The 21,952-nt window shown below is 71.4% G+C and carries 18 protein-coding genes; 4 read left to right on the top strand and 14 right to left on the bottom strand.

Going from position 1 to position 21,952, the window contains the following annotated elements; all coding sequences use genetic code 11:
- Positions 1-2: 2 nt before the first annotated feature.
- The gene (locus TAE01_RS11100) at positions 3-1,007 is read right to left on the bottom strand and encodes a winged helix-turn-helix transcriptional regulator (protein WP_147066375.1); all 1,005 of its coding nucleotides are present in this window, start codon (positions 1,005-1,007) and stop codon (positions 3-5) included.
- Positions 991-2,391, bottom strand: coding sequence for a carotenoid oxygenase family protein (locus tag TAE01_RS11105; protein WP_246111289.1), 1,401 nt, complete (start codon positions 2,389-2,391; stop codon positions 991-993). The genes TAE01_RS11100 and TAE01_RS11105 overlap by 17 nt, the downstream gene beginning before the upstream one ends.
- Here TAE01_RS11105 and TAE01_RS20880 point away from each other — a divergent pair.
- Positions 2,275-2,610 carry a hypothetical protein gene (locus TAE01_RS20880; RefSeq protein ID WP_246111282.1) on the top strand — a complete coding sequence of 112 codons (336 nt, stop codon included), beginning with the start codon at positions 2,275-2,277 and terminating at the stop codon, positions 2,608-2,610. The genes TAE01_RS11105 and TAE01_RS20880 overlap by 117 nt on opposite strands.
- Here the strand turns inward: TAE01_RS20880 and TAE01_RS11110 are convergent.
- The 6 genes from TAE01_RS11110 to TAE01_RS11135 all read right to left on the bottom strand — a co-directional run bounded on the left by TAE01_RS11110 (position 2,579) and on the right by TAE01_RS11135 (position 9,224).
- Positions 2,579-3,829: an acetyl-CoA acetyltransferase gene (locus TAE01_RS11110; protein WP_147066377.1), complete on the bottom strand. Its 1,251-nt coding sequence runs from the start codon at positions 3,827-3,829 to the stop codon at positions 2,579-2,581. The two genes, TAE01_RS20880 and TAE01_RS11110, sit on opposite strands and share 32 nt — an antisense overlap.
- Before the next feature lie 151 nt (positions 3,830-3,980).
- Positions 3,981-4,859: a PHP domain-containing protein gene (locus TAE01_RS11115; RefSeq protein WP_147066379.1), complete on the bottom strand. Its 879-nt coding sequence runs from the start codon at positions 4,857-4,859 to the stop codon at positions 3,981-3,983.
- 138 nt (positions 4,860-4,997) lie between these two features.
- Positions 4,998-5,951, bottom strand: coding sequence for a type IV toxin-antitoxin system AbiEi family antitoxin domain-containing protein (locus TAE01_RS11120; RefSeq protein ID WP_147066381.1), 954 nt, complete (start codon positions 5,949-5,951; stop codon positions 4,998-5,000).
- Between the two features lie 167 nt (positions 5,952-6,118).
- Entirely contained in the window at positions 6,119-6,673 is a 555-nt protein-coding gene (locus tag TAE01_RS11125) for a MaoC family dehydratase (RefSeq protein ID WP_147066383.1), read from the bottom strand.
- 104 nt (positions 6,674-6,777) lie between these two features.
- On the bottom strand, positions 6,778-8,331 hold the full coding sequence (locus tag TAE01_RS11130) for a threonine/serine exporter family protein (RefSeq protein ID WP_246111283.1): 1,554 nt from the start codon (positions 8,329-8,331) through the stop codon (positions 6,778-6,780).
- Between the two features lie 50 nt (positions 8,332-8,381).
- Positions 8,382-9,224, bottom strand: coding sequence for a serine hydrolase (locus TAE01_RS11135; protein WP_147066385.1), 843 nt, complete (start codon positions 9,222-9,224; stop codon positions 8,382-8,384).
- A gap of 64 nt (positions 9,225-9,288) precedes the next feature.
- Between TAE01_RS11135 and TAE01_RS11140 the strand changes: the two genes are divergently transcribed.
- Positions 9,289-10,830 carry an aminopeptidase P family protein gene (locus tag TAE01_RS11140; protein ID WP_147066387.1) on the top strand — a complete coding sequence of 514 codons (1,542 nt, stop codon included), beginning with the start codon at positions 9,289-9,291 and terminating at the stop codon, positions 10,828-10,830.
- A gap of 108 nt (positions 10,831-10,938) precedes the next feature.
- Here the strand turns inward: TAE01_RS11140 and TAE01_RS11145 are convergent, their stop codons facing one another.
- The 4 genes from TAE01_RS11145 to TAE01_RS11160 all read right to left on the bottom strand — a co-directional run bounded on the left by TAE01_RS11145 (position 10,939) and on the right by TAE01_RS11160 (position 17,268).
- Positions 10,939-11,556, bottom strand: a complete 618-nt coding sequence (locus TAE01_RS11145; protein WP_246111284.1) for a YflT domain-containing protein — start codon at positions 11,554-11,556, stop codon at positions 10,939-10,941.
- 41 nt (positions 11,557-11,597) lie between these two features.
- Entirely contained in the window at positions 11,598-12,797 is a 1,200-nt protein-coding gene (locus tag TAE01_RS11150; RefSeq protein WP_147066389.1) for an acyl-CoA dehydrogenase family protein, read from the bottom strand.
- A gap of 176 nt (positions 12,798-12,973) precedes the next feature.
- Positions 12,974-13,849: a caspase family protein gene (locus tag TAE01_RS11155; RefSeq protein WP_186815155.1), complete on the bottom strand. Its 876-nt coding sequence runs from the start codon at positions 13,847-13,849 to the stop codon at positions 12,974-12,976.
- Between the two features lie 62 nt (positions 13,850-13,911).
- Positions 13,912-17,268 carry a DUF7379 domain-containing protein gene (locus TAE01_RS11160; RefSeq protein WP_246111285.1) on the bottom strand — a complete coding sequence of 1,119 codons (3,357 nt, stop codon included), beginning with the start codon at positions 17,266-17,268 and terminating at the stop codon, positions 13,912-13,914.
- Positions 17,269-17,492: 224 nt separating this feature from the next.
- Between TAE01_RS11160 and TAE01_RS11165 the strand changes: the two genes are divergently transcribed.
- On the top strand, positions 17,493-18,431 hold the full coding sequence (locus TAE01_RS11165) for a peptidoglycan-binding domain-containing protein (protein WP_186815156.1): 939 nt from the start codon (positions 17,493-17,495) through the stop codon (positions 18,429-18,431).
- A gap of 189 nt (positions 18,432-18,620) precedes the next feature.
- Positions 18,621-19,529, top strand: a complete 909-nt coding sequence (locus TAE01_RS11170; RefSeq protein WP_147066395.1) for a serine protein kinase RIO — start codon at positions 18,621-18,623, stop codon at positions 19,527-19,529.
- A gap of 166 nt (positions 19,530-19,695) precedes the next feature.
- Here TAE01_RS11170 and TAE01_RS11175 read toward each other — a convergent pair whose 3' ends face one another.
- Complete coding sequence (locus tag TAE01_RS11175) at positions 19,696-20,373, bottom strand: nitroreductase family protein (RefSeq protein ID WP_147066397.1); 678 nt, start codon at positions 20,371-20,373, stop codon at positions 19,696-19,698.
- Between the two features lie 117 nt (positions 20,374-20,490).
- Positions 20,491-21,900 (bottom strand): proline--tRNA ligase, encoded by a 1,410-nt coding sequence (gene proS, locus TAE01_RS11180; protein WP_147066399.1) that lies wholly within the window; start codon positions 21,898-21,900, stop codon positions 20,491-20,493.
- Positions 21,901-21,952 lie beyond the last annotated feature (52 nt).

Raw genomic sequence — 21,952 nt, forward strand, 5'->3', positions numbered from 1 at the left:
GGCTACCGCGCCCCTCGTCGGGCCGAACGCGGGACGATCTCGATGTCGCTGCCGTGGAGGTCGGCCGAGCACTGGTCGCAGGCGAGCGCGACCCCGAGCGGCGCCTCGCACGGCACGTGCTGCTGGACGAGCGCAGGGCCCTCCTCGGCGGCATACCAGTGCTGCGCCCAGTCGATGGCGACGGCGACGACGGGGTAGAAGGCGTGCCCCTTGGCGGTGAGGTGGTACTCCGCACGGCCCACGCGTCCGGGACCGCGCCGGCCCCGGGCCTCGAGCACGCCGATGTCGCAGAAGGCCCTCAGCCGGTCGGCGACGAGCGCCGGCGGCGCGCCCAGCGCGTCGACGAAGTCACCGAAGCGCGTCAGCCCCCGCAGGGACGCACCGATGAGGGCCGAGGACCAGCGGTTGCCGAAGATCGACATCGTCTCGGGGAAGAGGCCCGCGGAGGAGCGGTCGGCCCGCGCGTCCGACCGTCTCCGGGTGGCCGAGTCCGGGACGGACCGCTCCCACGACCCACTCGGGCCCCACTCGGCGTGCACGGTGCTCGAGGGCACGGCCCCACGGCATACGCGGCAGGTCAGGTCGGGGGCGAAGTCCTGCCCGCACAGGGCGTGCCGCATGGCCGGGAGGGTCTGCGCGTGACCGGGGACCCACTGGCGCTCCCAGTCCCAGATCGCGATCGTGACGGGCCACAGCCCGCGGCCCCGCGGCGTCAGGACGTACTCGGCTCGCACCGGTCGGTCCTGGTAGACGACGCGGCGCAGCACACCCTCGCGTTCCATCGTCGCGAGCCTGGAGGTGAGCACCGCGTTGGAGATGGCGAGCTCGTCGAGGAACTGGCCGTACCGGGTCGTGCCGCGCAACGCGCGCTGGAGGATGAGCAGGGTCCACTCGTCGCCGAGCAGGCCCAGCATGCGGCCGATGGCGTTCGTCGTCCCGGGCTCGAGCCGGGTGGGCGCGGTGCCGAGGTCGACCTCGTCGACCACGGGCTCAGAGATCGATGGCATCCGCTGCCGTCTCCGCCGTGCTCCACCGGCGCAGCTCCAACCCGGGTGCCCAGGTCGAGTGGGTGCCGCTCGAGATCCGCTCCGGCAGGCGCAGCTTGCAGACCGGGCCGTCCGCGACCCGGGCCGCGTCGAACACGACGCAGTAGGACGCGTCGGCGTTCATGTCGGTCGTCAGGGTCACGAGATAGCCGTCGTCCTCGCCGGTGCAGCCGACACGGGGCGCCATCGCGGTCTCGCTGCCGAAGACGTTCTCGCCGAAGGAGTACCGCTCCTCGCTCCCGGTGTGCAGGTCGTGCTTGACGAGGCCGTCGAAGAGGAACCAGGCGGGCTTGCCGGTGGCGGCGTAGGCGTAGCGGTACTTCCCGCCGGCGTAGGCGCCGTTCATCATCCCGAACTCGGTGATGCTCTCGGAGAGCGGCTCCTCCTTGACGAGGCCGGTGCGCAGGTCCAGCCGCCAGCGGTGCAACCGGGCCTGCATGCGGTCGAGGGCGAGGAAGCGGAAGGCCCGCTCCCACCGGTTGCCCATGCCGTTGTCCTGCGGCTCGGGGTCGCCCTGGAAGAAGCCGTCGAGGACGATCTCGTCACCGTCCTCGTAGGCGTTGACGAAGTGCAGGACGTAGGTCGGGTCGGCCTCGAACCAGCGGATGTCGCTCGTCTGCCCGCGCCGCGGGACGACGGCGAAGCGGCTCGGCATCTCGCGGTGGAAGCGCGCGACGTGGGCGCCCTTGGCGAGGGCCTCGGGCTCCCAGAAGAGCGGGAAGTCGCCCAGGACGACGTAGTTCTCGGTGAAGGCCATGTCGTGCGGCAGTCGCGGCCCCGGCAGCGGGACGTCGACGTAGTGGACGAGGTCGTCGGCCTCGTCGACGACGCCGTAGTGCATGTACGGCGCGTCCTTGCTGTAGTTGAAGAAGAGCAGCTCACCCGTGCGGTCGTCGACCTTGGGGTGCGCGGAGACGCCCCAGTCGACGGGAAAGCGGCCGTTCCACGTCACCTTGCCGAGGGTCTCGGCCGACATCGGGTCGAGCCGGTAGAGGTCGCCGCACTGGTAGAAGCTCGTCAGCGCCGTGCCGCGGTGCACGACGACGTCGGTCGACGACGCGTCCTTCATCTGGCGACGCGCGCCCCAGCCGTCCTCACGGAGGGCGAGGTAGGGCGGCTCGGCGAGCCCGGCCCACAGCGACTGCCCGGCCTCCTGCTCGGCGAGGAGGCCGTCGGTGCGGACGAATCTGTTGCGGTAGAAGGCCTTTCCGTCGCGGAAGCCGACCACGTGGACCATCCCGTCACCGTCGAACGGGTGATAGTGCTTGAGCGACGGGTGGACCGGGTTCTCGGTGTTGCGCAGGTAGACCCCGTCGAGGTCCGCCGGTACCTCCCCCTCGACGATCTCGAGGTCGTCGGCCCGGAACTCGGTGGTCTGCGGCCTCCACGGACCCGTGCGCTAGGGATGGGCGTCGTCCGCGGGCAGCGTCGAGAGCATCCGACCGACGATGTCGACATCCATCCGGGCCTCCTTGGCTCGCAGTGGTTCTCAGTGGTGCTCGAGTGTTCTCTGGTGATCTCGGACGTGCTGGTCAGTCGTCGACGGCGCCGACGACGAGGCTGACGGTGGTGGCGGTGCTGCCCCCGAAGTTGAGCGTGCCGAACCGTCGCGCGCCCTCGACCTGGTAGTCCCCCGCGGTGCCGCTGACCTGCCGCGCGGCATCGAGGAGCATGCGTATGCCGCTGGCTCCCACCGGGTGCCCGCCACCGATGAGGCCACCGCCGGGGTTGATCGGCAGACGGCCGTCCGGTGCGATGGACCCGTCCTCGACGGCCTTCCACGACTCCCCCGGCCCGGTGAGTCCGATGTGGTCGATGGCGAGGTACTCGGACGGCGTGAAGCAGTCGTGCACCTCGAAGCCGTCGAGGTCCTCGAGCGTGACGTGGGCCCGGTCGAACGCGTCGGTGACGGCCCGACGCACGTGGGGCAGGACGTAGAGCTCGTCCCGGTCCCGGTCGAGCTTCTGGCGCAGCCCGAGCCCGACGGTGCGGTGACCCCACCCGTCGATCCGGGCGACGGGTCGGCGCCCCGGATGGTCGCGCAGCCACGCGTCGGAGACGAGCACGACGCCTGCGGCGCCGTCGGTGACCTGGCTGCAGTCGTAGCGGCGCAGCCGGCCCTCGACGACGGGGTTGAGCGCGTCGTCGGTCGCGTCCGGACCGGTGAGGTCGGGGACGTCCCAGGCGCGGGTCTGCGCGTTCGGGTTGCGGCGGGCGTTGGCGAGGTTGAGCGCGGCGATGGCGCGCAGGTGCGCGTCGTCGAGGCCGTGGCGGCGGTCGTACTCGCCGGCGACGGCGTTGAAGACGTGGGGCCACATGAAGCGGGCTCCCTCACCGTCGCGCCCCACCCAGGCCGCGGCGCCGAGGTGTCGAGCCGCCTCGTCGCCGGGCACCGTCTTCTCCAGCTCGACACCGAGCACGAGGGCGCAGCCGTAGTGTCCGGCGCGCAGGTCGGCCATGGCCGCGAGCAGCGCCACTCCCCCGGACGCGCAGGCAGCCTCGTGCGCGCTTGCCGGCAGGCCCCAGAGATCGGGGCGCACGGTGGCCGGCACGGCCCCGAGGTGGGCCTGGCCGGTGAAGAGCTGCCCGAAGGCGTTGCCGACGTGGACGACCTCCACCTCCGTCGCCGCGGTGCGACCCGCTTCGAGGGTGCCGTCGACGACCTCGCCGACGAGGTCGGACACGTCGCGACCCTCACGGGTGAGGTTGCGCGCGAAGTCCGTCTGGAACCCACCGAGCACCCAGACTCCCGTGAGGGAGGTGCTCGGGCTGCCGGCCGTCATGTCCGCCTCCGCTCCCGACGCCGCCGTCGGTGCCCAGCTTGCCCTTCACCGGGCACGGTACTACAGCTGACAGAGCCACTCCTGCGAGCGCGGAGGTGTGACGCGACCGTGCTCCTGACGGGGCTGGGGCACGATCGTCAGGTCGGGACGCTCACGGCCTGAGCACCTCGGTGGCGCCGCTCGAGGCGGCCTCGATCGCGTCGAGCACCGCCGGTGCCGTGGTGTTCTCGGCGAGCCGGTTCACCTTGCCCTCTCCGTGGTAGTCGCTCGACCCGGTGAGCAGCAGGCCGAGACGTGCGGCCAGCTCCGTGGCGCGAGCGATCTCGGCCGGTCCGTGGTCGCGGTGGTAGGCCTCCAGCCCCGCCAGACCGGCGTCCCGCATCCGCTCGACGAGCGTGTCGTCCAGCGCGCCGGACCGGGTCCGGGTGAACGGGTGCGCGATCACCGGCACCCCGCCTGCTGCGCGGACGAGCTCGACGGCCCGGACCGGGTCGGGCGCGTAGTGACCGACGTAGTACGGCGAGTCGTCGCCGAGCCACGACCGGAACGCCTCGTCGCGGTGCCGGATCGTGCCGTTCGCGATGAGGGCGTCCGCGATGTGCGGTCGACCGGGGGTGGCGCCGGGCCCGACCTGAGCGAGCACCTCGTCGTAACCCAGGGGTATGCCGTCCGCGGCCATGAGCGCGACCATCCGCTCGAGCCGGGTCGACCGGGAGTCGCGGGCCCGCTCGAGCTCGTCGGTGAGGGCCGCGTCGTCCGGGTCGGTGAGGTAACCGAGCAGGTGGATCGAGGAGTGGCGCCAGGCGCAGGAGATCTCGATGCCGCGCACCAGGGTGACGCCGAGGGCGCGCGCGGCCGTCGCCGCCTCGGGCCAGCCGGCGACCGTGTCGTGGTCGGTGATGGCGAGGACGTCGACCCTCGCCTCGGCAGCCGCGGCGAGCAGCTCGCTGGGCGACTCGGTGCCGTCGCTGACCGCCGAGTGCGCGTGCAGGTCGATGACCGGACCCGCTCCTGCCCCGGTGGCTCCCACGCCCCCACCCTAGGGCCGCCCCGCTCCCGGCCCGCCCCCAACTCCGCAACACACCCAGTAGGTCACAACACGCCGGGGTCAGATCGCGGGTGAGGCGGGACCTACACGGTGTGTTGCAGCATGCAACAGTTAGCGGCTTCAGGCGGGGCGTGGCGGACGAGCGACGACGAGCGCCTTGGCAGACCGAACCCGCGCGCCGATGAGTCCGGGGCGCTCCAGCTCGTTCCAGATGACCCGCTCGACGGGGTGCCCCAACCTCCTGATCGCATCCTCACGTCGTTTCTCGAGCCAGAGGACCTCCTCAGGCCTCGGCGCACCATCCTCGGCATCGCGCTGTCGCGCGTACTTCACCAAGCCGTCGAACTCGAGAACCACTCCGTCCACGAGCAGATCGACCCTCGCCACGAAACGGCCCTCCTCGTCACGGAGAACCACTTGGCTCTCTGGCTGCAGGCCCAGGCGTCGAAGCGCGAGGCGGGTCCGAGACTCTCCTACCGACTCACTCCTACCGTCCATGAGCAGAACGGCTTCCAGTGCCCGGCCGCGTCCTTGGTGCGGGGAAACGGCGGCAACCTCGGTCATCAGATCGTCCAGGGTCACCAGTCCCCGGTGCAGAGCAGCGTCTCCCGCCACGACGGCGCAGTCCTGGCCCATGGTCAGGGCAGTCCGCACGACGGCGCGAGCAGGTGAGACGCAGACCGCGTCCGCGGCTCGAACCACCGCGACACCGTCATCGGGGTGGAGCCAGACCGCACCGCGCCGCACACTCTGGACGGTATCGGAGACGAGGTCGATGCGGTCGGCATCAACGTTCCAGAGCGGCAGACCCAGCATCCCGATAGCGGCATGGTGGCTCAGGGCGTCACCGGGCCTGGATCTGGCGACTGCGAGGCAACGGAGCCGATAGCGCTCGTCCCCGGTTGCCTGCTGCCAGACGGTCGCGCGGACATACGCACCGCGCCGCACCCGAACCAGCTGCCGGGACCGCACCGCTCGGTGTAGATCCGCCTTGGTGAGCCCGGCGGCCTGGGCCTCGTGTGCGGCGAAAACCCCGCCCTGGGAGCCGGCCAGCGCCTCGATTCGTGGGTCCATGTGAGCAGACTCCGCGGCAAACGAGCAACTGTTCGGGGCAGCAGCAGCACCTGTGGACAGTGCCGCCGCAGGCGCACCGGCTGTGGACGAACGCAACGCACCGAGTAGGTCACAACCCGCCGGGGTCCGATCGCGGTGTGTTGTGACCTACTCGGTGTGTTGCGGGGTCAGGAGGGGTGGGACTCGGGCGCCGGCACGTCGCGGCCGGGCCAGTTCCGGTCCGGCACCGGCACCGGACGACCGGGCTGCTCGCCGCCGCGGGCCTCGAGGTAGTTCTCCTTGGGCACCATGACCTTGCGGCGGAAGATGCACACGACCGTGCCGTCCTGCTTGTAACCGATCGTCTCGACGTGCACGACCCCACGGTCGTCCTTCGAGGTCGACTCCCACTTGTCGAGCACGGTCGTCTCTCCGTAGATCGTGTCGCCGTGGAAGGTCGGCGCGACGTGGCGCAACGACTCGATCTCGAGGTTGGCGATGGCCTTGCCCGAGACGTCCGGCACCGACATGCCGAGCAGCAGCGAGTAGACGTAGTTGCCGACGACGACGTTCTGCCCGAACTGCGTCGACCCGGCGGCGTAGTGGGTGTCGAGGTGCAGCGGGTGGTGGTTCATCGTCAGCAGGCAGAAGAGGTGGTCGTCGTACTCCGTGACCGTCTTGCCGGGCCAGTGCCGGTAGACCGCACCGACCTCGAACTCCTCATAGCTGCGTCCGAACTGCATGCCCGCTCCTCGTCGAGAGTGATCACCCGGCCCCGCTGGGACGAGCGGCTACCAGCCTGCCCGAGCCCACGGCATACGCCCATGGTCGTATGCCGTGTGCTTGCTCACGATGGCCCCTGACCGACCGTGTCGTCCGCCACGACGGGCAGGTCGCTCGTCTCGGAGAGGACGGGCGCGGTGCTCCCCGTGGCCGTCGGGTCGGGGTCGGCCGGGAGGGTCGCTCCGGCGGCCGGACGGGGACGCACCCCCTGCTTCTTGGCGACGAGCAGGCTCGCGAAGTAGGTGCCGAGCGACACGCCGGCGGCGAGGCCGAGGCCGAGGCCGAAGGCCTGCAGGAGCGTCGGGACCCCCACGGCGAACCCGTTGCCGTCGGGGTTGGTCACGAGCTGCGAGATGCCCTCGTAGGCCATCCGCCCCGGCAGCAGCGGGACGATGGCGGCGGTGGTCACGGCCAGCGGCGAGATCGTGAGGCGGCGCGCGACGAGGCGGGCGGCGAATCCGATGACGAGGGCGGCCGTCGCCGACGCCGTGACGGCGCCGAGCTGGAGCGTCCGCTCGGCGAGCGCCAGCATGACCCAGCCCGCTCCCCCGGCCACACCGGCGACGGCGACCGCGGTGCCGGTCGCGTAGGACATGACGGCGAACGCCACGGAGATGATGACGGCGCACACGACCTGGACGACGACGTTGTCGCTGAGCAACGTCTGCGAGCTGATGGCGATCGGGTAGTCCAGCCGCTTGCCGAGCGAGAGCACGACAGAGATGCCCACCGCGATGCCGAGCGAGAGCACGATGACCTCGAACCCGCGCGCCCCGGCCGTGACGTAGTAGCCCTCGAGCGCGTCCTCGGCCGCGCCCACGACCGAGAGGCCCGACAGCAGCAGGACGATCCCGGACGCCACGACAAGCGAGGGCGACACGTCACCGACGAAGGTGAGGCCCGCCGACTGGGCGACCACGACGAGGGTCGCCACGGCGGTCGGTATCGCGGCGCCGACGCACTGGGCGAAGAAGGCTGCGACCCCCGCGCCGGTGAGCCACGTCAGGACCCGCCCCACGACCGTCGCGGTGAGGAAGCTGAGCAGGATGATGAACGGTCCGGCGCCGACGAGGCCCGCGGCCCCGGCGGCCAGCGCGCCACCCGCGACGGTGACGAGCCAGCGACGGTACGGGTGCGGCGCCGTGATGACCGAGTCGAACCGGACCCGCGCCTCGTCCACCGGCACCGGGTCCTGGGACAGCTCGACGATGAGGCCGCGCAGGCGCTCGAGGCGCGTGTAGTCCTGCACGCGGAAGCGGACGATGCGCATGACGGTGATGGGGTCGGCGTTCGGGCCGCGGTGGTAGCTGACGGTGACCGAGGTGTAGGTGACGTCGACGTGCACCGAGCTGAGGCCGTACGCCTTGGTCAGCGTCAGCACGGTCGCCGTCACGTCGGCCGCGGCGGCGCCGGTGGCGATCATCGCCACCCCCGCGCGCATGGCGAGGTCGATGACCGCCTGGGCCGTCACGGAGTCGACGCCGTCGGGCGTCGTCCAGATCGGGATCTCGTCGGTGGGCGGCCCACTCGGTCTCATGGCGCGCCGGGTGCTCGCCCGCAGCGAGGGCAGGCTCCGGTGGGCGGTGGTCGGCCGGGCGGTTCGGTCGGTGCGGGCCACCCCCAGACCGTATGCCACCGGCCGCTGGCCCTCGGGGGTGGGCGTGACCCTCAGCGCAGCGGCACGTCAAGCGCGCGGTAGACCATGAGCGACACGGCGTTGACCGTGTCCCGGCCGTAGGTGAAGCCGTTGGGGCTGCGCGAGAGGATCGCGAGGGAGTACCACCGGTTGTTGCCGTGGACGTAGCCGAGCGAGTTGACGCGGTACCCGCCCGTCATCGGTCCCCAGCCGTTCTTGACCGTCGTGTAGACGCTCGTCGGCAGCGGCGGGTCGCACACGCCCCAGCGCTGGGTGGCCGTCACCGTGGACATCAGCTGGCGCGCGTAGGCGCGGTTGACGACCGTGAGGTAGCCCGTCCCCACGACGACGACGCGCAGGAGCCTGACGAGGTCCCCGGGGACGGTCGTCGAGTAGCCCCACCACGACGAGCCGTACGAGCCCGTCTGCACGACGGTCGCGGACATCCCGACGTCCCGAGCCACCCGGAGGATCGAGGCGCTGCCGATCTGGGTGATGAGCGAGTCGGTGGCCGCGTTGTCGCTGTTGCGGATCATCCGGCCCGCGAGGTCCCTCTGGCTCGTGGTCACGGCCACCCCGCGCTCCTGGCTGCGGCGCAGGAGCGTCACGAGCACCAGGACCTTGATGGTGCTGAGCGACTCGTTGCGGAAGGTGTTCCAGGTGACCTCCTGACCGGTCTGGTGGTCGTGCAGGAGCAGCCCCAGGGTGCCGACCCTCGTGCTCAGGTACGAGGAGAGCGCCGACCGCAGCGCGGCCGCGGTGTCGATCCCCGCCGCCGATGCCGTCGCCGCACCGGCGACGGAGGCGGTCGGCAGCACGAGGGCCGCCGAACCGAGCACGAAGGAGCGCCGGCCCGCCTTGCCTGAGAGATCCATGAGAGGACCGTAGGCGCAATCTGGTTGTGACGGAGGTGCAATGGCGTGTCACGATGACGCGGTGATGAGTGAAGAGCAGAACACCTCTCCGAGCCGCAAGCGCCCGACGACCGACGAGTTCCGGGCCTTCGTCGCCAGTGGGTGGGCACCCCGCAGCACCGAGGTGACCCCTCGGGCCGAGGTCGCCGACCACGCAGCCCGCCGTCGCGAGGCCGTGAGCGCCGCCTTCCCGGGCGAGCGCCTCGTCGTGCCCGCCGGTGGCCTCAAGGTGCGCAGCAACGACTGCGACTACGTCTTCCGGCCGCACAGCGCCTTCGCCCACCTCACCGGCCTGGGCAGCGACCGCGAGCCCGACGCCGTGCTCGTCCTCGAGCCGCGCGCGTCGGCCGACGGCGAGGGCAGCGACGGGCACGAGGCCGTGCTCTACTTCCGCCCGCTCGCCGAGCGCGACACCGAGGAGTTCTTCGGCGACTCGCGCTACGGCGAGTTCTGGGTCGGTGCCCGCCCGACCCTCGCCGACATCGAGTCCGAGCTCGGCCTGACGGCCCGTCACATCGACGAGTTCGGCGAGGCCGTCGGCAAGGACGCCGGCGAGGTCACCATCCGGGTCGTGCGCGACGCCGACGCCGAGGTCGCGACCCGCGTCGACAAGGCTCGCGCCGCAGCGGCCGGTTCCGCCGAGTCCGCAGAGGCCGAGACCCGGGTCGACCGCCAGCGTGAGGCCGACGAGCAGCTGGCCGCCTTCCTCTCGACGCTCCGGTTCGTCAAGGACGAGTGGGAGGTCGAGCAGATGCGCGACGCGGTCGCCGGCACCCACCAGGGCTTCGACGCCGTCATCGCCGACCTCCCCGAGGCGGTCCGTCGGGGCCGCGGCGAGCGCTGGGTCGAGGGTGTCTTCGGCCTGCACGCGCGCCACCATGGCAACGGGGTCGGCTACGACTCGATCTGCGCGAGCGGCGACCACGCCAACACGCTCCACTGGATCAAGAACACCGGCGACGTCAAGGACGGCGACCTGCTCCTCCTCGACGCCGGCGTCGAGGTCGACTCGCTCTTCACCGCCGACATCACCCGCACGCTGCCCGTGAGCGGCACCTTCAGCGACGCGCAGCGCCGGATCTACGACGCCGTGTATGCCGCGCAGGAGGCGGGCATCGCCGCCTGCCGGCCGGGCAACAAGTTCAGCGACGTCCACGCCGCCGCCATCCGCGTCATCGCCGAGCACCTGCACGAGTGGGGTCTGCTCCCCGAGGGCGTCGACGTCGAGGGCACCCTCGACGCCGACCACGGCCAGTACCACCGCCGGTGGATGGTCCACGGCACGAGCCACCACCTCGGCATCGACGTCCACGACTGCGCGCTCGCGACCCGCGAGGAGTACTCCGACGCCGAGCTCCGGCCGGGCATGGTCATCACCGTCGAGCCGGGCCTCTACTTCAAGGCCGACGACGAGCTCGTCCCCTCCGAGCTGCGCGGCAACGGGGTGCGCATCGAGGACGACGTCCTCATCACCGAGGACGGCTGCGAGAACCTCTCGGCCGCGATGCCCCGCAGCTCCGCCGAGGTGGAGCAGTGGATCACCGGCATCTGGGCCGACCGCGCCTGACCATCCGCGCCCGACCGGCTCAGCTCCGGCCCAGCGCAACACACCGAGCAGTCGGCAAACCCCGGCGGTTACAACCGCCGGGGTTTGCCGTTGCTCGGTGTGTTGCGGTCAGAGGGCGGGCGGGGGGCCGGGCTGGTCGCTGCCCGACGGCGGGGTCGGCGGGGTCGGTGGGGCGGTCTGGGTCGGCGGCGTCCCGGGCGGGCTGCGGAAACCGCCGTGCGGACCCACGTCGATGCCCGCCTGGGCGAGGATCTCGCGACCCTGCTGGGCGAACTTGTGCTCGCAGAAGACCTCGTAGCGCGTCGCGACCACCTGGCTCACCGACGAGAAGTCACGCGCGCCCCGGGTGAAGGCGTAGCCGACGAGCGACCAGACGAGGCCGAAGACCGCACCGTAGAGGGCGGTGTAGAGCAGGAGCGTCAGGGGGTTCGAGGGCTGGGAGAAGAGCGAGAGGATGAGGCCGACGAACAGGCCGAGCCACACGCCGGAGAGCATGCCGCCGAGCGCCACCCGGCCCCAGGTGAGGCGGGCCGTCACCCGCTCCATCTGCTTGAGGTCGGTGCCGACGATGAGGCAGTTCTCGACCGGGAACTGGTTGTCCGACAGCGTGTCGACGGCCTTCTGCGCGTCGAGGTACTTCTCGAAGACACCCAGCGACATGGGGTACTCCAGGGACAGCGTCGCAAATCCCTGGCGTCCCCCCGGACCCTTCGGTTGCAGGCTCATGCCTCCATCCTCGCACCCCCTGCCGGACGGGCAAGGGACGCTCAGGCCTTGAGCTTGTAGTCCTCCACCAGCCGGCGGCCGATGATCATGCGCTGGATGTCCGCGGTGCCCTCGCCGATGAGCAGCATGGGCGCCTCGCGGTAGAGGCGCTCGATCTCGTACTCCTTGGAGTAGCCGTAGCCGCCGTGGATGCGGAAGCTGTCCTCGACGACCTGCGAGCAGTACTCCGACGCAAGGTACTTCGCCATCCCGGCCTCGAGGTCGTTGCGCTGGCCGGAGTCCTTCTTGCGGGCGGCCTTGACCATCATCTCGTGCGCGGCCTCGACCTTGACGGCCATGTCGGCGAGCCGGAACAGCACCGCCTGGTGGTCGACGATCTTCTTGCCGAAGGTCTCGCGCTGCTGGGCGTAGGAGACACCGAGCTCGAAAGCCCTTCTCGCGACACCACATCCGCGCGCCGCGACGTTGACACGGCCGACCTCGACGCCGTCCATCATCTGGTAGAAGCCCTTGCCGGGCTCACCCCCGAGGATCTGCGCGTCGGTCGTGCGGTGCCCGTCGAAGATGAGCTCGGTCGTGTCGACCCCCTTGTAGCCCATCTTGTCGATCTTGCCCGGCACCGTGACGCCCTGCGCGGTCTCGCCGAAGCCGGACTCCTTGTCGACGAGGAAGGTCGTCATGTTCTTGTAGACCGAGTCGGCGCCCGTGTCGGTCTTGACGAGGACGGCGACGAGGTTGGCCGACCCTCCGTTGGTGAGCCACATCTTCTGGCCGTTGACGGTCCAGGCACCGTCGTCGCCCCGGACGGCCTTGGTCTTGATGGCGGAGACGTCGGAGCCGCAGCCCGGCTCGCTCATCGAGAAGGCCCCGCGGATCTCGCCGGTCGCCATCTTCGGCAGGTAGTGCTGCTTCTGCTCCTCGGTGCCGTGCTGGAGCACCATGTAGGCGACGATGAAGTGGGTGTTGATGATGCCGCTGACGCTCATCCAGCCGCGGGCGATCTCCTCGACGGAGAGGGCGTAGGTCAGGAGCGACTCGCCGAGACCGCCGTACTCCTCGGGGATCATCAGCCCGAAGATCCCCATCTCCTTCATGCCGTCGACGATCGCCTGCGGGTACTCGTCCCGGTGCTCCAGCTCGGTGGCGACGGGGATGATCTGCTCCTCGACGAACTCGCGCACGAGCTTGATCAGTTCGGTCTGCTCCTCGGTGAGGCCGTCGGTCTGCTGCAGTCGGGACATGCGCGAATCGCCACCTTGCGTCTGGGCTCTCGGTCAACTGCGTCCGAGTATGCCGTCGCGCCGGGTGGGCGGTCAGCGCGCCGGCGTGTGAGGGTCGACACCTGTGTCCTCGGTCACCGGACCGCGCGGGCGTCGATGCAGGGCTGGGCTACCAGGGCTGGCCTACCAGGGCTGGCCTACCAGGGCTGGCCGAACGGGACGCTCTTGGACTTGACCGGCCCCTCGAGCGTCGAGCGCTGGCTGAAGTTGCCACCCTTGAGGCCGGCGGTGACGGCGCGCAGCAGGTCGCTGCGCGTCGCGGCCGGCTGCTCCTTGAGCGCCTTGAGGAACAGGTAGGTGAAGGCCCCGTTGGACCGGCCGCCGAAGGTCGCGTCGGAGGCGGTCTGACCCGACTTGCAGGCGGCGAAGAGCACGGGCTTGGACGCCGTCGACCGGCTCTTCGTCAGCTCGACGAGGGCCCTGCGGTCGGGCCGACCGGCAGGGGCCTGGGCCCGCAGTGCCCGCGCCCGGTCCAGCCCCTTGGGCGTCGGCTGCGGCAGGAAGCGCGGCTTCCGGCCGAGCAGCTGGGCCTGCATGATCTCCTCGAGGTCCTTCAGGCCGGTGCCGCTGTGGCACGTGTCGAGGAGCACCTCGAAGAGGACGCCGGAGGGCACCCGGGCCAGGAGGTCGTGCATCTCGTCGTCGACGATGACCGTGTCCCGGTCCCACTGGTCGCCCTTCTGTCGGATGTCGTGGCAGGCGAACGCCTCGTCGAGGTCGTCGGGCTCGAAGTCGCCGCCCGGCTCGTTCGGCAGCTGGGTGCCGTGGCTGGAGAGGGTGAAGATGATGTGGTCCCCGGGCTTCGCCGTGTCGACGAGGGCGTTCAGGGCCGCCATGACGGCACTCTTCGTGGCGGCGGCGTCGGTGAGCACCGTCGTCGCGCTCCCGGTGAAGCCGAGCGGCTTCAAGGCCTGGGCGATGTCGTTCGCGTCGTTGACGCAGCCGGCCAGCCAGCTCGTCTGCGGCAGCGACTCGAACTCGTTGATCCCCACGCACAGAGCCCTGCGTGCCATGGCCGTTCCTTCCTTGTCGTGAACCACTCGGGTGAGCGGGTTCGTCTGGGGCGTATGCCGTTTCACACCGTCTGCAGGACCGCGTCCGGTCTCGCGTACACGACGTACGCGAGCCAGGTCGGGTCGTCCGCGTCGCGTGCCGCCGCACGCGCGAGCGCGCTGGCCCGAGACATCTGGGTCCCCTTGAGCAGCTCGTCGTAGAGCGTCTCCACGAAGACGCGGGCCGGCTCCCCGCGGACCGACCACAGGCACGAGACGAAGGCCGACGCCCCGGCGTCGAGGAACGCCTTGGCGAACCCGCCGACGGTCGTGAACAGCTCACCCGACCGTCCGGTCTGGCACGCGTTGAGGACGACGACGGGGCCGACGTCGTCCGGGCCCGTCCAGTCGAGGTTCTCGGAGACGTCGGTCGCGCTGAGGAACTGCTGTCGCACGGTGCTGCCACGCCGCTGGCCCTTGAGCAGGACCTTGGCCTCGGCGATGTCGTCGGAGCGGGCCGCCCCGTGGCCGGAGAAGTGGAGCAGGTCGAAGCCGCCTCCGCGCAGGAGCCGCTCGACGCCCGTCGGGGTGGCCGTCACCGCCGTCGCGCCCAGCCGGTCGCGGAGGTAGCCGGCCTCGGCGACGCCGACGTCGTTCTTGAACATCGGGTCGGCGTAGACCGGGCAGATCGTGCGCGCGTGGCCCCGCCGCACGCGTACCTGCTGGGGAGGGAAGCTGCCCAGCTGCCACCGCACGAGACCACCGGAGGCGAGGAAGCGGGGGGTCGTCCCCCGCTTGCCCCGCGGCGGCTTGAGGTGCAGGAGCTCCCACGGGACGACGGGCTCGTCGGTGTAGACGATGAGGTCGTGCACGAGGTCGCGGTGCGTCCAGAGGTAGGCCTGCATGTCCTCCGGGAAGAACTGGTCGAAGAGCATGGTCCCGGTGTTCTGCAGCTGCGACATCCGCTCCTGCGCCGAGAGGTCCGGGTTCTTGATGACGTCCTCGACCTCGGCGATGCGGTAGTGCACGAACTCGTCGCGTCCCACGATCGGCGCCGACTCGAAGACGTGCGCGGGCTCCCCGGGGACGAGGCGCACGGCATAGCTGTAGACGCGCTCCCCCGTGACCCGGCGCCCTTCGACGATGTCGAGACACGGCAGGCCGTCGAGCTGCGGCGCGTCGATGCCGGTGTGGACCGCGGCCGTCACGGGAACCGGGGCCGCCGCCGCGGCCGGCGCAGCGGTCGTTTCGAGGGTGAGCGTGGCGACCGGGACCCAGCCCTGACGCAGCACGATCGACACGCGTACCGGTCCGGCCGCGAGGGCCCGTACGCGGAAGGTGAGCTCGCTGGCCCAGTCCCCGCTCGGCAGGCCGAAGACCTTCGCGTCGGTCTCGAGCACCTGGGCGTTGTCCTTGGCGTAGACCTGCACGCTCACCGGCCGCTCGGCGTCGACCTGGACGGTCTGTGCCACGTGGGCGGTGCCCTCGGTCGCCGCCAGTCGCCGACGCGCCAGGCGGACGCGCACCGTCGCCTCGGCGCCGGGCACGACGGTCGACGGCATCTCCGCAGCGAGCTCGGCCGTCGTCGTCTCGTCCCTGACCGCGGCCTCCCTCGCCACGGGCCTCTTCGCCGTCGCCTTCTTCGCGGTCGCCTTCTTCGCCGTCGCCTTCTTCGCGGTCGCCTTCTTCGCCGTCGCCTTCTTCGCCGTCGCCTTCTTCGCCGTCGCCTTCTTCGCCGTCGCCTTCTTCGCGGCCTGCTCGTTCGGGGGCGGAGGGGCCTGCGCGGCGGGAGGCGGCGGCTCGGCCATGTCCAGGTCGCGGCTCCCCCCGTCGCCGGACGTGAGGACGGGCCCGGCGGTCATCCAGGCGGGCAGGTGGCTCGCGTCGTCGGAGGCGCCGAGCCCGAGCGGCAGCCACTGCGAGATCGCCCCGATGACCGACAGCTGCGAGAAGTAGTTGACGTGGTAGACGACGTCGTTCGTGCCGAGCGCGAAGCTGTCACGGACGTAGCCTCCCGCCGGTAGCCCGATCGCGGACATCGAGTCGGTGTCGACGACGAGGTCGTTGCGACCGTGGAAGAGTCCGTCGACGAAGCCCTCGGCGAGCTTGACCGCCAGCTCCCGGGGGAACTCCGGCGGGTTGTGGTGGTCGCCGAAGAGCGAGACGTGGAAGTCGGACGAGACGACGTGCCAGTCCGTGCCCGGCCCGGGTTGTCCGGGCTGGACCTCGTTGAGCGTGGTCACGAACGGGCCTCCAGGAGTCATGGCGGCCAGGCCGGGCACCCCGTCGTCGCCCGCGGCATACGACACGAGGTACTTCACGAGAGCACCGACACCCGAGACGACGCCGCTGACCACCGCCCCGAACGGGGCGCCCCCGGGCACGAGGGACAGTCCGGCCGCGCCGGCCATGACGAGGTTGGTGTAGAGGTCGACGAGGTCGTGCCAGCGCTCGGGGTCGGCGAGGTGGGTCCCGCCGTTGGTGGCGGCGACGAAGACGATCGAGTCGACACTCGTGCGCAGCCCCGACCCCGGGAGCACCGCCTCGACGAACGACCGCGTGACGAGGCCGCCGCGGCTGTGCGTGACGACGTCGAGGACGAGTTCGCCGTCGTGGGGCTCGAGCAGGGCGAGCAGGTCTCGCGCGTTGCTCTCGGGGTCGACGCTCAGCGTGCGGTGGTCGAAGCCGATCACGGCGTCGTAGGCCTGCACGAGGGTGTCGACGAACCCCTCCGCCCCCGGAGTGACGGCCAGGGCCCCGAACGCTCCGGCCGTCGACGAGAACGTCCCGTGGACGAGCAGCAGCACCCGGGCGGGCCGCTCCGTCGGCAGGCCCACCTCGGCGAGCGAGGCGACCGGTCTCCACGCATCGAGCGCACTGCCCGTCACGTGGACGAGCCCGCTGTGCACGCCCGCCTCGAGGTGCTCGATGACCTTCCCCACGACGAGCGGCGCCGCGAAGCGGAGCACGATGGCCTGCAGGGCCCCGTGCGCGAGGTCACCGAGCAGACCGCGGTCGACCGCACGCGGGGAGGCGTCGAGCGAGCGGGAGCGAGCAGCAGGACGAGTCGGGGCCTCGGGCTGGACCCTCAGCGCGAACGAGACCGTCCGGGGTCCGCGGTCCAACGACCTCGTGCGCTCGCCGACGTCGACGGGGAGGTGCCACGAGTAGAGGCCGTCACGCTCGAGGAGGACGACCGCGTCCTCACCGGCCGGCACGTCGACGTCGACCCCGACGGTGCCCCGCCGGTTGGCCGGTGCGGGGCCGTCGAGGTCGCGACCGCGCCGCGGCGTGAGGTCGATCCGGTCGACGACGACGAAGTCGCCGCCGCGCAGGGCCTCGACGAGGGCGGCGCGCTGGGCGTCACGCCCTCCGGAGGGCAGGTCGCGGTCGGTGCGGTCCGACGCCGGCGACGCGTCGTAGCCCCGGGGCGCGCGCACGCGCACCGCTCCTCGACCGAAGGATGCGGACGGCATACCTGGGCTCCCCTCCGAGAGGTCTCCCCTGCTCCTGCCACGGTAGAGGCGAACGCCGTCCCCGGTGATACAGATCGCGCGAAGCGGTCCCGATGGGGAGTGCTCCCCCTTCCACGTCGGCCGGCCCGCTCCTACCGTCGGTGCCGCCGGGGGACCATCGGGGAACCCCGTCGACGAAGGGACGACAGATGGGTTCCACCACGCAGGTGCGCCGTTCGGCAGCGCCACGTTCGGCGCGGTCGGTCAGCGCGCTCCTCGCAGCGCTGGCCGTCGCAGCCGCCACCGTCATCGGTCACGGCGCACCGGCCCAGGCCGTGACGTCGCTGACCACCACGCAGCTCCAGCGAGACCTGTGGGGCCTGCTCTACTACTCCGGCCCCATCGACGGGGTCGACGGGTCGGGCACCCGGGGCGCCGTCCGGGCCTTCCAGAAGGACAACTGTCTCGGCCAGGACGGCGTCGCCGGGGCGGCCACCCAGCCCAAGGTCATCGCCAAGGTCAAGGCGGTGCAGACGAAGGCCGCGACCGGCGCCGACGGCGTCTACGGGCCCGTCACGACGAGCAGGGTCCGCGCCTACCAGAAGGCGCACGGCATCCCGACCGGCGGCCAGGCCGGCCCGCTCACCATGAGGGCGATGGGCATCACGCGCGTCCTGTCGTGCACGCCCGCACCACCGGCCGGCGGATCGAAGGTCGGCGGCACCATCTCGCGCACCGAGGTCCTGGCGCGCGCGGCGTACTGGACCGACCGGCGCATCCCGTACAGCATGAACCGCTACACCGGTGACCCCAAGGGCCGCCAGTACCGCACGGACTGCTCGGGATTCGTCTCCATGGCCTGGCACCTCTCGTCGTCCCTGTCGACCGTGACCCTCCCGGGTGTCTCGCACCGGATCAGCAAGAGCGACCTGCGCCCCGGCGACGTCCTGCTCAAGGGCGGCCCGGGGTCCGCCGGCGCGTCGGGGCACGTCGTGCTCTTCCGCGGGTGGGCCGACTCGGCCCACACGTCGTACCACGCGAGCGAGGAGTCCGGCTCGCACGGGGCGATCGCCCGCACCATCCCCTACCCCTACTTCGCCGGCTACGGCACGTTCGTGCCCTACCGCTACGACAAGATCACCGGCTGACCCGGCTGACCTGCCGGAGCGGCCGTCGTCGGCCGCTCCGGCGAAAACCCGTTGCACGGCCGTGTGCCGCCGCGCCAGTCTGTGACCGAGCGCGGCGGCACACGGCCGTCCACACCGACCCAAGGAGGGTGACATGTCCATCACGGCAACGGGCACACCTGCCCACATCACTTCTTCCTTGGAGTTCTCTTGTCGTTCAACGCTTTTCACGACGACGGCCTCGATGCCGTCGAGCCCCGGCTGAGCAGCCGGGCGGTCCTCGGTCTCGAGGACGAGCAGTATGCGGTCGACAGCGACCCCGACGGTCCGCCCGAGGGTGAGCGATGGTCGAGCTGGGACGGCGCGACCCACGGCCCGAAGCCCCGACCGGACTGGGTCATCACCGACCTCGGCGCGGTGGAGGCCGACCTCGGGGTGCTCAAGACCGGCAAGGAGGCCGACGTCCACCTGGTCCGCCGGTGGGTGCCGGGCTCGCCCGACCGTGACGTCGTCATGGCCGGCAAGCGCTACCGGTCGAGCCAGCACCGCATGTTCCACCGCGACTCCGGCTACCTCGAGGGCCGGCGCGTGCGGAAGTCGCGCGAGATGCGGGCCATGCGCACCCGCACCTCGTTCGGCAAGGAGCTGATCAGCGGGCTCTGGGCCTTCGCGGAGTTCCAGACCCTGGTGCGCCTCTGGGAGGAGGGGCTGCCCGTGCCCTACTCGGTGCAGATGTCCGACGACGAGATGCTGATGGAGTTCATCGGCACCTCCGACGGGCGGGCCGCGCCACGTCTGGCACAGGTGCGCCCGGAGGCGGACCTGCTGCCGGTGTTCTTCGAGCAGCTGCGCGAGGCGATGCTCCGGCTCGCCGAGCTCGGCTGGGCCCACGGGGACCTCTCGCCCTACAACGTGCTCCTCGAGGGTGAGGGGGACGCGTCGCGGCTCGTCCTGATCGACTGGCCGCAGATCGTCGACGTCATCGGCAACCCGCACGGACCGGAGTTCCTCGAGCGCGACACCCGCAACATGTGTGACTGGTTCACCCGTCGTGGGTACGCGGTGGACGAGGGAGTGCTCTTCGGCGACCTCATGGCGGCGGCGACGTCCCGCTGGTGAGAAGCGGGCGGCGGTGCGCCCGTGCCGTCCCGAGGGGCCCACAGGTCAGGTGGAGGTCACCCGTTCGTGGGGTGACCTCCATCCCCTGTGGCCCGTCGCGACGGTCGGTCGCCGCACGTCGAAGCCGTCAGTCGAGGCCGCCAGTCGAGGCCGTCAGTCGAGGTGGTCAGTCGGTGAGGAAGTCCGCAGGGTGGCCGAACTTGCCCGAGTGCACGAAGCCCTCGAGTGGCAGCCGGGAGCGAGGCAGCCGGGCTCGGGTGCGCACCCAGTCCGGCATCTCGGTGTCGTCGTCGGGGCCGGCCGGCAGGCCCAGGGCGAGGCCCGTGGTGACGGCCCAGTGGGGCGGCACCGCAAACCGCTCGGTCGCGGCGCGGTGGTCGAAACCACCGAACTGGCGCACCTGCAGGCCCATCGAGCGCGCCTGCACCGTGATGTGGGCGACCGCCTGCCCGAGGTCGAACATCGCGTAGTCGCTGTACGCGATCTCGTGGTCCTCGTCGGTGGCGACCTGGTGGAGGGTCAGGATGATGGCTGACGCCGAGGGCGCCCACACCTGGTTGGCCGACGAGAGCAGCTCGACCATGGCGGCGTGCGTGTCGTCGCCCCGTCGCCCGACGATGAAACCCCACGGCTGCGAGTTGCCCGCGGACGGTGACCACCGGGCGGCCTCGAGGATCGCGCGCAGCGCGTCCGGCCCGAGCTCGTGCGTGCGGTCGTAGACCATGACGCTCTCGCGGTCACGGAGCAGCGGCGTGAGGATCTCCGGCTGCGCCGCCGGTGGGGGCGTATGCCGTCCCGCTCGGTCGATCTCGTGCGTCACGTCGCGCTCACCGTCCTCACGCATCCGACAACCATGCCGCAGCGTCGTCTCTTCCCGGCTCCGTTGTGGCAGGGACCACGCCCCGCCGGCCCCGTCAACCGCCGGCGGGTGCGGGCGGCCGACGACGAGCCACGGTGCGCGTCAGTAGGCGCGACCGACGACGGCGAGCACACCGTCGTCCGACTCCGAGCCGGGCACCGACCCGTCGGGCATCGTCAGGCACCGGACCGTGACGGCCGACTGGGCGAGCGTCGCCTCGCCCTCGCGCCCGAGCGTCGTCCACGGGATCGTCGCCCACCCGGTGCGGGCCGCCTCGGCTGCGTCCTCGAGGGTGGCGACAGCGGTCGTGTGCGCGTCCCGGTGGGCCAGCGCGGCGGCATACAACGCGTCGTGGTCGGCCTCGAGCGCTGCGGCCACGGTGTCCGTGACGGCGGCGAGCAGCACCGGCGACTTGCCCCCGGCGATCCGGCGGGCCACCGTGACCGAGCCCTCGGCGAGGTCACGTGGCCCGATCTCGACGCGCACCGGGATGCCCTTGAGCTCGGCATCGACGGCGCGGCGCCCGAAGGGTGTGTCGACGCGGGCGTCGAGCTCGGCGCGCACCCCACGCGCCACGAGGTCGGCCACGACCTGGCGGGCCGCCTCGACGACACCCTCGCCGTCCTTGACGACCATGACGAGGGCCTGCACGGGCGCGAGCCGGGGCGGCACGCGCAGGCCCTGGTCGTCGCCGTGGCCCATGATGAGGCCACCGAGCATGCGGGTCGAGGTGCCCCACGAGGTGGTCCAGCAGGTCTCCTGTCGGCCCTGCTCCGACAGGTAGGTGATGTCGAAGGCCTGGGCGAAGTTCTGACCCAGCTCGTGGCTCGTGCCCATCTGAAGGGCCTTCCCATCGCGCATCATCCCTTCCAGCGCAAGGGTGTTCGTCGCTCCGGCGAAGCGCTCACGGGCAGTTTTGCGGCCGAGGACCACCGGCATCGCGAGCATCTCGCGCATGAACGACGCGTAGACCTCCTCGTGGATGCGCTTGGCGTAGAGGCGCGCGTCCTCCTCCGTCGCGTGGGCGGTGTGCCCCTCCTGCCACAGGAACTCGCTGGTGCGCAGGAAGATTCGCGGGCGCAGCTCCCACCGCACGACGTTGGCCCACTGGTTGAGCAGGAGCGGCAGGTCACGGTAGCTCTGCGTCCACTTCGCCATGTACTCACCGATGACGGTCTCGGAGGTGGGGCGCACGACGACCTTCTCCTCGAGCTCCTTGCCGCCGGCGTGGGTGACGACGGCGAGCTCGGGGCTGAAGCCCTCGACGTGCTCGGCCTCCCGGCTCAGGTAGGACTCCGGGATGAAGAGCGGGAAGTAGGCGTTGCGGGCGCCCGCCTCCTTGATGCGACGGTCCATGTCGGCCTGCATGCGCTCCCAGATGGCGTAGCCGTACGGTCGGATGACCATCGTGCCGCGTACGGGTCCGTTGTCGGCCAGCTCGGCCTTGGCGACGACGTCCTGGTACCAGCGGGGGAAGTCCTCTGACTGGGGAGTGAGCACGGTCTTGGGCATGCGCCCGATCCTACGGGCGCCGCCGAACGGGTCCCCACGCCTGGTGCGCCCG

Source organism: Terrabacter aerolatus (assembly GCF_007991735.1).
Taxonomy (GTDB): domain Bacteria; phylum Actinomycetota; class Actinomycetes; order Actinomycetales; family Dermatophilaceae; genus Terrabacter; species Terrabacter aerolatus.